Annotated in this window: 13 protein-coding genes; 3 read left to right on the forward strand and 10 right to left on the reverse strand. The window is 55.3% G+C overall.

The features are described 5' to 3' along the window. Positions 1–413: 413 nt before the first annotated feature. Positions 414–1190: a glutamate racemase gene (murI, locus tag G506_RS0108585; RefSeq protein WP_028116505.1), complete on the reverse strand. Its 777-nt coding sequence runs from the start codon at positions 1188–1190 to the stop codon at positions 414–416. A gap of 145 nt (positions 1191–1335) precedes the next feature. Between murI and trmA the strand changes: the two genes are divergently transcribed. Then, on the forward strand, positions 1336–2427 hold the full coding sequence (gene trmA, locus G506_RS0108590; protein WP_028116506.1) for a tRNA (uridine(54)-C5)-methyltransferase TrmA: 1092 nt from the start codon (positions 1336–1338) through the stop codon (positions 2425–2427). A gap of 52 nt (positions 2428–2479) precedes the next feature. On the opposite strand, the gene secF is transcribed toward trmA, so the two are convergent. The 6 genes from secF to fabR form a co-directional block, all read right to left on the reverse strand. Then, positions 2480–3376, reverse strand: coding sequence for a protein translocase subunit SecF (gene secF / locus G506_RS0108595; RefSeq protein WP_035387188.1), 897 nt, complete (start codon positions 3374–3376; stop codon positions 2480–2482). Positions 3377–3389: 13 nt separating this feature from the next. After that, entirely contained in the window at positions 3390–5204 is a 1815-nt protein-coding gene (secD, locus tag G506_RS0108600) for a protein translocase subunit SecD (protein ID WP_051202011.1), read from the reverse strand. 1 nt (position 5205) lies between these two features. Next, positions 5206–5877, reverse strand: a complete 672-nt coding sequence (locus G506_RS0108605; protein ID WP_028116509.1) for a DedA family protein — start codon at positions 5875–5877, stop codon at positions 5206–5208. A 55-nt stretch (positions 5878–5932) separates the two neighbouring features. After that, the gene (locus tag G506_RS19300) at positions 5933–6310 is read right to left on the reverse strand and encodes a hypothetical protein (protein WP_035387199.1); all 378 of its coding nucleotides are present in this window, start codon (positions 6308–6310) and stop codon (positions 5933–5935) included. A 65-nt stretch (positions 6311–6375) separates the two neighbouring features. Then, a complete protein-coding gene (locus tag G506_RS0108615; RefSeq protein WP_028116510.1) occupies positions 6376–7581 on the reverse strand; it encodes an NnrS family protein in 1206 nt (401 codons plus the stop codon). Between the two features lie 324 nt (positions 7582–7905). Further along, complete coding sequence (gene fabR, locus G506_RS0108620) at positions 7906–8538, reverse strand: HTH-type transcriptional repressor FabR (RefSeq protein WP_028116511.1); 633 nt, start codon at positions 8536–8538, stop codon at positions 7906–7908. A gap of 241 nt (positions 8539–8779) precedes the next feature. On the opposite strand from fabR, the gene G506_RS0108625 reads away from it, so the two are divergent. Both G506_RS0108625 and mnmH read left to right on the forward strand, forming a co-directional pair. Beyond that, entirely contained in the window at positions 8780–9892 is a 1113-nt protein-coding gene (locus G506_RS0108625; protein WP_028116512.1) for a fatty acid desaturase, read from the forward strand. A 112-nt stretch (positions 9893–10004) separates the two neighbouring features. Then, positions 10005–11111, forward strand: a complete 1107-nt coding sequence (mnmH, locus tag G506_RS0108630) for a tRNA 2-selenouridine(34) synthase MnmH (RefSeq protein ID WP_028116513.1) — start codon at positions 10005–10007, stop codon at positions 11109–11111. Positions 11112–11156: 45 nt separating this feature from the next. Here mnmH and cysQ read toward each other — a convergent pair whose 3' ends face one another. From cysQ to G506_RS0108645, 3 genes are read right to left on the reverse strand one after another with little or no spacing between them, the layout of a single operon-like run. Further along, positions 11157–11969: a 3'(2'),5'-bisphosphate nucleotidase CysQ gene (cysQ, locus tag G506_RS0108635; protein WP_028116514.1), complete on the reverse strand. Its 813-nt coding sequence runs from the start codon at positions 11967–11969 to the stop codon at positions 11157–11159. A gap of 20 nt (positions 11970–11989) precedes the next feature. Continuing rightward, complete coding sequence (gene nudE / locus G506_RS0108640) at positions 11990–12541, reverse strand: ADP compounds hydrolase NudE (RefSeq protein ID WP_035387189.1); 552 nt, start codon at positions 12539–12541, stop codon at positions 11990–11992. Positions 12542–12564: 23 nt separating this feature from the next. Continuing rightward, on the reverse strand, positions 12565–13326 hold the full coding sequence (locus tag G506_RS0108645; RefSeq protein ID WP_028116516.1) for a type II secretion system protein N: 762 nt from the start codon (positions 13324–13326) through the stop codon (positions 12565–12567). Between the last annotated feature and the right edge of the window lie 8 nt (positions 13327–13334).

Here is a 13334-nt window from a genome sequence, read left to right on the forward strand (position 1 = left end):
AAATGATGATTTCTCGTTCCACGTGAGTGCCCACACAGATTGTCTGACTAATTTTTAAAGAGCTTGTCTCGTTCGAGACAGGACGCGAATCTTACGCTTCCTATTTTTCACCGTCAAGCAGAATTTCAAACTTTCTTACTTTCCGGTTTTCTTTAAGTTTTGAGCACTTCGCTTCAACTCTTAAAGAGGAGCGCCATTTTATTAAGTTAACTTCCGAAGTCAAGGACTTATTTTGAAAGTTTTCTTAGTGGCTGCTGCCTTATCAACCGTGACCAACCGCGTTACCGCTGTGCCCCGTCGATGGAGGCGCATTATAGGGAGCCGTTGAATTAGCGCAAGGCTATTTCGTAAATAAATTACCAAGCGTCGATTAATTCAACAAAACTAATCAAACCGCTAAAAATTGCAGCAAGTTACGCGCAAAAACGCTGCACTGAATTAAAGCCAAAGCGAGCTAATGCCGTTATTAACGAAGTATTGGGTTCAGCCCCGGTGAAATAAAAGCCGGCGGCCTGATTGTTCTTTGCTGAATTATTCGCCAGCAGTGCTAATACTCGTCTAGCAATCGCCGCTCCGGAGTCCACTAACTGCACCTTAGGACCCATTACCTCGGCGATCTCATCAGTTAATAGTGGGAAATGGGTGCAGCCCAAGATCACGGTGTCGACTTGCGGCTGCTGTAACGGCGCCAATACCCGGCTTAGCCGTGCCATATCCACCGGCGCGCCGGAGAGTTTGGCCTCAGCCATCATCACCAGTTCACTGCTGCCTAAGCGCAAGACCTGACAGTCAGCGGCAAAGTCGTTAATCAAATTATCGGTGTAACTGCGACGAACGGTGCCTGGGGTCGCTAACAAGGCGATGGTTTTAGTGCGGCTGATTTGTGCCGCCGGTTTAACGGCCGGCACCACCCCGACAACCGGAATCGATAAGCGCTGGCGCAGTGGGGCTAACACTAAGGTACTGGCGCTATTGCAGGCGACCACCACCAAATCAATCGGGTGCTGAGCAACAAAGGCTTCGATCAAGCTGACGCAGCCATCGATCAACTCTTGCTCTGGCAGCTCGCCGTAAGGGAAGCGGCCATTATCTGCTAAGTAATGGAGACACGCCTGCGGCAACACCGCAGCAATATGCTGCTGCACCGATAGACCACCAACGCCAGAATCAAATAGCAAGATTGAGCTCATGAGCACCTATATAGATAGAATGAATAACAGAACGATTAACGGCGCAATTCTCACACAGCCGCGGTTTGCCACCAACAATTCTGGACTTGTGCGCACCGCTGGTTAGAATTTGCCCCCTTTGCAACACCATCCGCTTGGAGACCCTATGGATCTGTCAGCCCTTGATCCCAAACACTATGACGCGCAACTGGCGGCCAAATGCGACCAGATGCGTCAGCTTTTTGCCGACTACCAAACTCCTGAGCTGGAGGTGTTTCGCTCTGAGCCACAACACTACCGGATGCGTGCTGAGTTCCGCATTTGGCACGACGGCGATGATCTGAACTACGTCATGTTCGATCAAGTTGAGCAAAAGCGTATTGCGGTAACCCAGTTCCTGCCAGCCAGCGCGCTGATCAACGAGTACATGCTGAAACTGCGCGAAGCGTTGATCCCCAATCCAACCCTGCGCTTTAAGCTATTCCAAGTCGACTTCCTCTCTACTTTAAGTGGCGAGCTGGTGATCAGTCTGATCTACCATCGTCAGTTGGATCAAAAGTGGCAAGATGAGATCAACCAACTGCGCAGCCAATGGGGCGAGCACGTCAGCTTTATCGGCCGCGCCCGCAAGCAGAAGGTAGTACTGGATCGCGACTACGTTGATGAAGTACTGCACGTGCACGGCAAACCGCTGCACTACCGTCAGGTGGAAAACAGCTTTACCCAGCCAAACGGCAAAGTAGCCGAGCAGATGCTGGAGTGGGCAGTCGACGTAACCCGTGGCAGCCAAGGTGACCTGTTAGAGCTGTACTGCGGTAACGGCAACTTCTCATTGGCGTTGGCGGATAACTTTGAACGCGTACTGGCGACCGAACTGGCTAAGCCATCGGTGGATGCGGCGCAACACAACATCGCCAAGAACCAGATCGATAACGTCACCATCATCCGCATGTCGGCCGAAGACTTTACCGACGCGATGAACGGCGTACGTGAGTTCACTCGTCTGAAAGGCATCGATCTGAAAGCCTTTAACTGCAATACCATCTTCGTTGATCCACCGCGTGCCGGTCTGGACTCAGAAACTGAAAAGATGGTGCAGGCTTACGAGCGGATCCTATACATCTCTTGTAACCCAGAGACGCTGCTGGACAACCTCAAGACCCTTGGCGAGACCCACAACATTACTCGCCTGGCCCTGTTTGATCAGTTCCCATACACCCACCACATGGAAGCCGGTGTACTGCTAGAGCGTAAGTAACGCCAAGCCACATAATACAATCCCGCCAAATGGCGGGATTGTTGTTTTGCGGTTACGGCAGATCGTCAATCAGTTCTACTGGTGGCTGGTAGTGTTCTGGGCTTAAGCCCAGCAACTCCTGCACCGTCGAGGCGATGGTGACCGATGACCAGGTACCGGTGACTACGCCGGCAAACAGGGTGATCGAAAAGCCATACAGCGCTTCCCCACCAAGCAACAGCAAGCAGCCGATGGTAAACAGGGTGGTACCAGCGGTGATCAAGGTGCGGGAGAAAGTCGCCGCCACCGCCAGATCGGTGCTGGCGTAGATGCTGTCATTCGGCCGTGCTTTAAGTACTTCGCGGAGGCGATCGGCAATCACGATCGAATCATTCAACGAATAGCCAATCACCGCCAGCATACCGGCAATCACATTCAGGTCGAGTTTAACCCCCAGTACCGCCAGTAGTCCCAAAGTCAAAATGGTGTCGTGCAGCAGCGAGGCGATGGCCGCCAACGCCAAGCGCCATTCAAACCGCAGCGCCAGATAAACCATGATCGACAATGACGCCGCCAGCAACGCCAAACCACCTTGGTTATACAGCTCTTCGCCCACTTGCGGGCCAATCACCGTCGCCTGCAGCAGCTGTACCGGCAACCCCAGTTGCTGACTTAATAGCGCGACTACTTGATGCGGATCTGACAGCGCCGCACCTGCAGGCAATAACAGTTGCCAACTGCCCGGTTCGCTGCCGGCTTTTAGGGTCAGCAGTTGCGCCAACTGGCCACTGAGCAGCCCTTGCAGTTCGGTGGCGCTGGCCAAGGTGGCCATACTGACCTCGATAACCGTACCACCGGTAAAATCGATGCTCAGTGCCAAACCATAATGCCAAATGGCCAGCAGGCTCAGCAGCACCAACAGCAACGAGCCGAATAAACCGCCATAGCGGATCTGAGTTAATGATTTCATGATCAACACTCCGTTAAATCTTCAGTGCTCGGCGGGAGTCACGACCCCACAGCGGATTAATGATGGCGCGAGTCCCCCAGATCCCACAGATCATGCTCGACAGCAGACCTAGGATCAGCGTGGTCGCGAAGCCCTGTAGCGGCCCCGAACCAATGCCATACAGGCACAGCGCTGAGATCAAGGTGGTGATGTTGGCATCAAAGATGGTGGTAAAGGCCGAGCGATAGCCAAAGTCGATGGCCACGGCTAACGATGCCCCCTGTCGCAGGCGGTCGCGGATCCGCTCGAAGATCAGCACGTTGGTATCCACCGCCATCCCCACGGTCAGCACTAAACCGGCGATCCCCGGCAGCGTCAGCACCGCCCCAGGCAACAGCACCAGCAAACCGATCTGCATCACTAAGTTGGCGGCCAGAGCGACAATCGCCACCCAACCAAAGCGGCGATACCACAGCATCATAAACAGCGCCATGCCAGCCATACCCAGCGCCAAGGCACTGATCCCCGCTTCGATATTCTGCGCCCCCAAAGTCGGGCCAATCGCCCGCTCTTCAACAATCTGAATCGGCGCGGTCAAAGCACCAGAGCGCAGCAGCAACGCCAGCTCCTGCGCCTCAGCGGCACTGTCGAGGCCAGTGATCACAAAGGCATTCGCCAGAGCACTGTTGATGGTGGCAACGTTGATCACCGAATCCTGAGGTCGCAGCTGATCGTTCGCTCCCAGTTGATACTCGGTGTATACCGTCGCCATTGGCTGACCGATATGCTGGCGACTGAAGTCCAGCATCTGCTCAGCACCGATGCCATCCAAGCGCACCTCAACCTGCGGCTGCCCCATCTCGCCCATGCTGCTGCGGGCATCGACAATGTGATCGCCGGACAACACCGGCTGGCGCATCATCCGTACCGGATTACCGTAGCGATCTTGCAGCACCATCGAGCCACTGCTGCTGGCTTCATAAAAGGCCAGCGAGGCGGTGGCGCCAATAACGCTTTTCGCTTGTTTAGGGTCATGTACCCCGGGCAGCTCGATGCGAATGTGCTCGCGACCTTGACGTTGCACACTGGCCTCAACAATCCCCAGCTCGCCGATGCGGTTGCGCAAAATGGCGATGTTTTGCGTCATTGCCGACTGAGTCTGTGCCAGCAGTTCGGTTTCACTCAAGCTCAGTAAGGTACGGCCATCTTGCTGCTGTTGCTGCCATTGGTTGGGATACTTGGCCAACACGCTATCCAGCAACGCTTGTCGCTGTTGTGGCTGACCGCTCAGTGCCAGTTGCGTCGACGACAGCGCCCGCACCGTCACCCCGCGAAGGCGCTGCTTACGGAACTCACTGCGCAGTTCATTGACCATCGCATCGGTGTATTTGCCATAGACCGCATCCAGATCGACATACAGCAGCAGTTGCACCCCGCCACGCAAGTCCAAGCCCAACTTCACCGGCTCTGCACCAATCTTGCTAAACCATGCCGGTGCCGCGGATTGATACTGAACGGTGATTTCGGCTTGATCCGCCAGCGTCTGGGTTAATAGTTTTTTCGCCTGTTGTTGCGCCTCAATATCGGCAAAGGTCAGCACCAATTGTTCATCGTTCTGGGTGAGCGAAGTCGCGGGCAGTTGTTGCTGCTCAAGCAGTTGCTCCACCTCGGCTAAGCTGACCAACTGGTCACGCTTGGCATGCACTCCTAACGCCGGCATGTCGCCGTAAAAACTGGGGATCGCTTGCAGCAGCAAGGTCAGTAGCATCAGCAGCAACAGCGCCGACTGCCAGCGGCTGATGCGGTTTAAGGTGGCTGGATTGCCAGCACGCTTACGGGAATTAGTCATCTTAAGCCTCCCCTGCGACACGGCGCATCGCCAAACGCCGATAGCGCAGCCAAGCGGCAGCCAGCAACGCCAACAACAAGGTCAGCATCGGTGCCAGCATCAACGCCATGGTGATGACGCGGCTAATCGGCTCTGGCAGTAATGGCAGCAAAAAACCTAATCCGGCCAATAGGCACACCCACAACAGCGCGCTTAGCCACGCGAACCACTGAAACTGGCTCTGACTCTGCAAGCGAGCGCCCATCATCATTGGCGTAAGCGAGCGGGCACCGGGAATAAAGCGAGCGCAAAACAGAGCCAGCAAACCGTGATGCTCAAGCAGGCTATCGACCCGCTGCATCGACTGCGGCGACACCTTGGCCAACCAACGCTGCACCACCGGCAACCGCTGCAGCCACCGTCCTTGCAGAAATGCCAGAGCACTGCCAGTAGCAGCGGCAATCACCAGTAGCGGCGCAATCAGAAACGGTTCCAACACCCCAAGGGCTGCCAGAGTGCCTGACAGCACCACAACGCTGTCACAGGGCAGCGGCGCCGCCGGCAGGAAGGCGCTTTCGAGCCAGATGAAAAGGGTAATAATTAGGTAGATCAAGCTGGCACTGCCCGGAGCGAGCAGCACCGCAACGTCCTGATCCCATAAGGCGATCAGAACCTGCTGAATAGTTTCGAACATGGAGACTCCATCTATCGACCAACAAAAAAGGGTTGTTTATGGCGATAGCGGGAGATCAGCGGCTGTGAATAAACCGATATTGGAGGTTTGACTCTTGCCAACCGGCGAGTCGATGGCTGGGGCTCAACAGATAACGGCGCGGCAGCAACACCGGCAGTCGCACCAACGCCAACAGCATGGCGATAGTCATCAACACCAGCGGCCAACTGTTGGGCAGTTTCGGTTTTAACTTTTGTTCGGATTGCGGCCCGCGGGGGCTGGCCAGTTGCGATAAGGTCGCATCCAACGACAGATCGGGACGACTGTCGTGACCGGCCAATACCGATTGCGGTGCTTGCAGTAAATCTTGGCTGAGCAGCGTCGTGGTATTGCCCAGCAGCAATACCATCAGCAGCGTCATCATCAGTGGCAGTCGTTGGATCAACTGTCGCATGCCAAGTTTCCTAATTAATCTGCTGCCGATGCTAGCGCTTCACAACGAAAAATCCAGCGATTTTATTAGCCAGAGCGACCATCAATCCGCGGTGAGGCCAATAACCGCCAGTAGTGCCACACAAACCAAGCAAACGCCAAACACCACAAGGTCGCCGCAGTCCACAACCAGCCGGTGGTGTTGGCCGGCGACAACAGCGGCAGTACCGCCCGCACTAACGAGGCTGCCGCCAGCGCTAAGAACGCCGGTGCCATATTTGGCCCGTCGTAGATATTACGGCCGGTATGACCCAACGACACCCGACTGATCATCGACAGACAGATGCTGGCCATGGTGCCGATGGCAAACAGGTGCAATAGCTGCCGTTCCAACAGCGGATCGCCAACATGATAGGCCATGAGAATCAGCGTCACAGGCAGCAACCAATAACTCAGATGCAGCGACCACAGCAGCGGCTCTTTGCGGGTTTTCAGCGGATACCAGCGGCTGCAACGGATCAGTTGCAGTACGCCTGCTGTCAACAACACCAACCCTTTGACTGGCAAGCTCATAAACGGCCATACCGCATTGATCAGCAGCAACAGCAACAGTGGCGGTAACGTCCACTCGACCCATGGCAGATCGGGCTTACGCTGCAATTGCAGCCGTGCAGCAGTGAAGAATGGGATCACCCGCCCACCCATGATGGTGATCAGCAGCGCCAACCACCAGATCATCCCCAGCCAGATCTGCAAACTTAACGATAAGTTGTGATTGGCCAGCGCCCAGTAGCTCAGCAGATTCACTGCCGCTGCTACCACCAACAGGATGGGGAAGACGATATTGCGCCACTGCCGTACCCGCAGCATCACCTGCGCCAACTTACCCGCCACCACCAGCAGAAACGCCACATCCAATGACGCCGGAACCCACAATGGTAGCGGCAATAACAACGTCAGCCGTGCCCCCGCCCACAGGCCAACCACCGCCGCCAACTTCGCGCCGGTTAATGCCGGTTGATTGGTCCAGTTTTTCGAGGCAGTCAGCAGAAAACCGGCAACCACCGCCATCGCAAAGCCAAACAGCATCTCATGCGGGTGCCACCACAACGGCACCACTGTGGCAAAAAACTGCTGATTGAAGGGCGCGTACTGCGGATAAAACCACGCCGTCAGCCACAGCGGGATAGCGATCAATGCCCACACCGCCGCCAGCAAGAAAAATGGCCGAAAGCCCAGTCGCAACAGCGCCGGAGTAGTATCAATCTTACGGGGATCTTCAATATTCAACATAAGTTGTATTTTTAATACAGCATAGTGGCGAGCACTATAAACCAGACTTTATACCAATTCACTTAAGTAAATGGTCTATCTATTGCGAAGGGGAAATCGTCTCAATCAAGGCACTCAACGCCGCTGCTAGTGGCTCTACCAGTAAGTTGAGTAACGCCGAGTGAGGCCCGATTTTGCAACAAGTGCTAACCAGCAATAGTGATCAGATATTTAGGTGAATTGGCATTACAGCAAGCGTAGTGAAGATCAGCGTCAACCAGCCAAAAAGCAAAACGCCCCAGTGATCGCGGCCGATCTCTGGGGCGTTGTGGCATCGCTGCAACCTTACATTGGCTGCAATTTTTGCGCGAAACGTTTACTGGTTGGCAGCGTCTCCCCGCCCACCGACAGCATTGCCACCTGTAAGATAAGTCGCTCGGTCAGCAACTTGCGCTCTTTGCGATTCATATCCAGCGCTTCCGAACCCGAGGCAAACACCAACACCACCATCGCTTCTGCTTGGGCGTAAGCCAGCTTTTGATCGACGTTAGAGCGCTGCATCACGTAGTCGGTCAGTTCGTCGGTAAAGTGGCGAATCTCGCGATTTACCGCCGCCCGAAATGCCGCCGAGGTGCCACTGCGCTCACGCAGCAATAAGCGAAACACGTTTGGATGCTCGTCCACGAACTCCATAAAGATCTGGATCGAGGCGGAGATAATGCTGCCGCCCTGCTCTGCCCGCTGCCGCCCTTTGCGCATCAACTGACGCAGAGTCAATCCGCCTTCGTCGACCATGGTTAGGCCAAGCTCTTCCATATCTTTAAAGTGGCGATAGAACGACGTTGGGGCAATGCCCGCTTCGCGCGCCACTTCGCGCAAGCTCAAACTAGAGAAACTGCGCTCGCTGCTAAGCTGATTAAAGGCCGCATCCACCAAGGCGCGGCGAGTCTTTTCTTTTTGTTGTGCTCGGATCCCCATTGGATACCACCTAATCTGAAAACTGGATGATAGTAGCGCTATCAGCAGGTTATTGCAGCCCAGCGGCGCACTTCTGTTGCGCTTTTGTGACGGTTTCGCCGCCATCCGAGCGATGTCAGCTCGCAATAATGCTGGCACTCGATGCTGCCATTCAGCGTGATGATTGATCCTTAGTCGACTTGCAAATTACTGACAAACAGCCACAATGGCGAACAGATGTACGCCGAAAGTATTATCACGGATGAACAAACAAAAACCGCTTATTTGGATTAATAATCTGGTGCTGTTTGGCACCCTCGCCGTCACCGTAACGGTGGTTCCTTGGTATCTCTACAGCCATTCCGTCGGCTGGGGCGTGTGGCTGGCGGCCCTGCTGCTGTGGGCCTGGAGTGGCCTGTCGATTACCGCCGGCTATCACCGCTTGTGGGCCCATCGCGCTTGGCAAGCTCACCCCGCTCTGCAATGGCTACTGGCCATTGGTGGCGCGATGGCGATGCAAAACACCATCTTGCACTGGTGCAGTGATCATCGTACCCACCATAAGCACGTCGATAACAACGACCGCGATCCTTACAGCGCCGGTAACGGCTTTTGGTACAGCCACATCGGCTGGCTATTGCGGGATCATGGCATCAGTGATGCCGACACCAAAAACGTCCGCGATCTGCATAAAAACCCCATCGTCCAATTTCAGCACCGCCACTACCTGCTGCTGGCCGGTGCCACTAACCTCGGGTTGCCGTTGGCATTGGGGTGGTTGGCTGGCGATCTCTGGGGCGGCTTGCTGATCGCCGGCTTCCTACGAGTGGTACTGGTGCATCACGGCACCTTTTTTATCAACTCACTGGCGCACATCTGGGGCAGTCAGCCCTACAGTGATGCCCACAGCTCCCGCGATAATGGCCTGTTGGCGCTGCTGACCTTCGGCGAGGGTTACCACAACTTTCACCACAGCTTTGAATACGACTACCGCAATGGCGTACGTTGGTGGCAGTTCGATCCAACCAAATGGCTGATCCAACTCGCTTATCAGTTGCGTCTGGCCAGTGGCCTACGGCGCACCCCGCAAGAGCGGATCGAAAAAGCGCGGCTGACGATGCAACTGCGTCGCAGCCAATTGCAGTTCGATGGTCAGCAACATGCGGCCGAACTGCTGGCACGGCTAGAGCAGGAATATGAACAGCTGGCGGTGCGCTTGCAGGCCTACTACCAACAGAAGCAGCGACTGCTGCAAGCCAACAAACGACGGCTGGATCGCAGTGCCAAACAGCAGCTGCGCGAACTGAAACAAGCGCTGGAATTGCAACGTCAGCAGTGGCTGCAACTACGCCAGCAACTGCATGCGATGGCATAAGCAACCAACCTTTGGCGGCCGTCCTGTGATTGTCGCCATTGTTTTTGGTGATGAGCGCACTACCATAAGCGCGGTCGACTTTCTCGGCCGCGTTTTTTGTTGAAGAACCCCCATGCCAAATACCATTGCTCCGTCCGACTACCTTTCCTTGCTGCTTAGCAACACGCCGATCATCGATCTGCGGGCGCCAATTGAATTCAACAAAGGCACCCTGCCTGGTGGCCGTAATCTGCCACTGATGACCGATGTCGAACGCGCCAAGGTCGGCCACTGCTACAAGCACAAAGGCCAAGATGAAGCGGTGAAGCTGGGTCACCAATTGGTTGGTGGCGACGTCAAAGCGGCACGGGTGCAAGCGTGGGTCGATCAGGTTAGCGCCCAACCAGAAACGGTGCTGTGCTGTTTTCGTGGTGGCATGCGCAGTCAGATCAGCCAAGGCTGGCTCAAGCAAGCTGGTTATGATCGCCCCTACATCGAAGGCGGCTATAAGGCGGTGCGGCAGTTCTTAATTGAGCAAACCGAGCAGATCGCCAGCGACAGTTCGTTGGTGGTGCTGACCGCCATGACTGGTAGTGGCAAAACCGATTTTCTTAATCAGCGCCAAGACAGTGTCGATCTAGAAGGGCTAGCCAACCATCGCGGTTCCAGTTTTGGTCGGATGTTAACCCCACAACCGGCGCAGATCGATTTTGAAAACCAATTGGCGATGGCAATGATCCGCAATCAGCTCAAAACCAAGCAACTGCTGCTGGAAGATGAAAGTCGGCTGATTGGCCGCGAGTCGGTGCCGCTGGAACTGTTCAATCAGATGCAGCAGGCGCCGCAAGTGATCTTAGAGCGCACCACCGAGGAACGGGTCGAGCAAACCCTGAAAGATTACGTCTGCGAACGCTTGGCCGCGTACAGCGCCCGTGATGGCGAAGAGCTCGGTTGGCAAGGCTTCAGCGAGTATCTGCTCGGCAGTCTCGAACGAGTGCAAAAGCGCTTAGGCTCGCTACGCTACAACCAGTTGCGCCAGCAAATGCTGCAAGCGCTGGCGCAACAACAACAAGGCTCACTGGATGGCCACCGCATCTGGATCGAAACCATGTTGCTGGATTACTACGATCCGATGTACCGCTATCAACAGAGCAAATTCAATGGCGTGATTGAGTTCCAAGGCAATTGGCAGGCACTGCATCAATACTTGGACGATCGCGCTAAGCGAGTTAACGGGTAGAAACAACTCAGGCCGCTAAGATAGCGGCCTGAGTGTTTTCAGAGCTTAAGGTTGTGGCGGCAGGATCTCGCGCCACGGCAACTGCTGCGATCCCAGCACCATGTAGTTGGGATTCTCTAGGCTTTCACGTTCGTTGTAACTCAGCGGCTGATAGCAGGTATCGACAATCATGCCACCGGCCTCAGCGACAATGCACTGGGAGGCACCGGTATCCCATTCGCCGGTTGGTCCCAAACGCAGATAGCAATCCGCCAGCCCCTCCGCCACCATGCAGCTTTTCAGCGACGCACTGCCATAGGGGATCAAATCGTAACGCCACTGCTGACTTAACCGCTCTAAGATCCGCTGTCGCTGCTGGCGCCGTGATACCGCAATGCGTAGCGGCTGATCCGCTTGTACCTTGCGGCTATGAATAGCCAAATTGATGCCATTGTGGCGTTTAAAGGCGCCACCGCCGCGATGGGCGAAATAACAGATCTCGCTCATCGGCGCGTAGATCACCCCCAGCACCGGCACCCCGTGGTCGATCAAGGCGATGTTGACCGCAAAATCGCCACTGCCAGCGATAAACTCTTGGGTACCATCAAGGGGGTCAATCAACCAGTACTGTTGCCACTGACAACGATCGGCAAAGGGGATTTCGGCGTCCTCTTCCGACAGAATCGGCAGATCCGGCGTTAGCGAGGCAAGACTTTGCAGAATCAATTGATGTGCGGCCAGATCGGCACTGGTTACCGGGGTATTATCGGTTTTGGTCAACTGTTGATACTGACCATTGAGGTAGATCTCGCGGATCTTGTCACCGGCTTGCTGGGCAATGGCAATGACCGGTTCGATTAAGGATTGCAGGCGACTCACACCACACCACCTTACTACAGCTAGGATTTATCCAGTTTCAAATGCTTACGAGCCAAAAACAAGGCCGTAATGGATCGAGACTCGGAAAAATCGCACTGGTCCAATAAGTCATCAACCGCATCAATAGACCAAGGCACCACTTGCAGTGGTTCTGGCTCATCGCCTGGTAAACGACTTGGCCGCAGTTGCTGGGCCAAAAAGATGGTCATCTTGCTGGCAAAGTAGCCTGGCGCAAGGGACACTTCCTTCAATGGCGTAAGTTGCCCTGCGGCGTAGCCAACCTCCTCTTGCAGTTCGCGGTTGGCGGCCTCAGCGGCGGTTTCGCCGGGATCAATCAATCCTTTCGGGAAGCCTAGTTCATAACTGTCAGTTCCGGCGCCATATTCCCGCACCAATAGCATCTGTTTATGATCCAGCATCGCTACCACCATCACCGCCCCACGGCTGCCGCCACGCATCCGTTCATAGGTGCGCAACTCGCCATTGCTAAAGCGCAGATCAACCTCTTCGATGGTGAACAAGCGACTGGCGGCGGCCACTCTGGTAGCAAGAATTTTTGGCTTAGTGGTCATCAGTGTCTCTGCTGAAATTGCGGTTATAACCCCGGAATGCGGCCGTTGTAGTTCAACGGGTAAACGCCAGCGGCATTGGCTTTACCAAGAAATGGCAGCGCTTGGCGCAAACTTTCTGGCTGCTCAGCGGTTTCAGTAATGGTAGCGGCCACTTGCACCTGCGCATCGGCTTGCAGGCGCAGCTCGCCGGCGACACCGATGCGGTTTTCGCTGCCATCAACATCAACCACCAGTTCGCCATTATCGCAACGCAGGTTGGCGGCGATGTCCCCCAATGGATAAGCGCCGAACTGATTATTTACATCTAAGCCATTGACCAATAACCGCCCCTGCAGCTGCGAGCACCATGGACCGCCTTGACTGAAGGTTCGCGCATTGAGAGTAACGCTGCCCGCCAGTTTGGTACGAAACGGCAGCCGTTGATTGCCCACCAGCCAAGTGAGTGGCGCCTGCAAGCGCAAACCCTCGGCCTCGGCGCCGCTAAAGCCATAACCGACATCGCCCTTGCCCTGCACCAACGCGCCGTCGACGCTGACGCTGGCGCTTAATTTACCGGTCAACAACGCGCTTGGATGCAGTTGCCAAGTGATCTGTTCCAGTTCCCGCCCTGCAATTTTCAGGTAGCCAATGCGCCCCTGCCACAGCGAGCCGCTGATCTCGCTGACTTGCACCTGTTTCGGTTTATTTGGTAACAGCTGCCACAGCCAAGCCGCCGGTGCGGTCACCAGCAAACACAGTAGGAAAAACAGCAGACCGCTGATGCCATAGATTACCGCTCGTTTCACTTAACTAC

It is taken from the genome of Ferrimonas senticii DSM 18821 (genome assembly GCF_000422665.1).
GTDB classification, from domain to species: domain Bacteria; phylum Pseudomonadota; class Gammaproteobacteria; order Enterobacterales; family Shewanellaceae; genus Ferrimonas; species Ferrimonas senticii.

Excerpts from the sequence above, each read along its gene's own strand:
- trmA (WP_028116506.1), top strand. The coding sequence starts at position 1,336 with ATGGATCTGTCAGCCCTTGATCCCAAACACTATGACGCGCAACTGGCG.
- murI (WP_028116505.1), bottom strand. The coding sequence starts at position 1,190 with ATGAGCTCAATCTTGCTATTTGATTCTGGCGTTGGTGGTCTATCGGTG.
- mnmH (WP_028116513.1), top strand. The coding sequence starts at position 10,005 with ATGCCAAATACCATTGCTCCGTCCGACTACCTTTCCTTGCTGCTTAGC.
- G506_RS19300 (WP_035387199.1), bottom strand. The coding sequence starts at position 6,310 with ATGCGACAGTTGATCCAACGACTGCCACTGATGATGACGCTGCTGATG.
- G506_RS0108615 (WP_028116510.1), bottom strand. The coding sequence starts at position 7,581 with ATGTTGAATATTGAAGATCCCCGTAAGATTGATACTACTCCGGCGCTG.
- secD (WP_051202011.1), bottom strand. The coding sequence starts at position 5,204 with ATGACTAATTCCCGTAAGCGTGCTGGCAATCCAGCCACCTTAAACCGC.
- G506_RS0108625 (WP_028116512.1), top strand. The coding sequence starts at position 8,780 with ATGAACAAACAAAAACCGCTTATTTGGATTAATAATCTGGTGCTGTTT.
- G506_RS0108605 (WP_028116509.1), bottom strand. The coding sequence starts at position 5,877 with ATGTTCGAAACTATTCAGCAGGTTCTGATCGCCTTATGGGATCAGGAC.
- fabR (WP_028116511.1), bottom strand. The coding sequence starts at position 8,538 with ATGGGGATCCGAGCACAACAAAAAGAAAAGACTCGCCGCGCCTTGGTG.
- nudE (WP_035387189.1), bottom strand. The coding sequence starts at position 12,541 with ATGACCACTAAGCCAAAAATTCTTGCTACCAGAGTGGCCGCCGCCAGT.
- secF (WP_035387188.1), bottom strand. The coding sequence starts at position 3,376 with ATGAAATCATTAACTCAGATCCGCTATGGCGGTTTATTCGGCTCGTTG.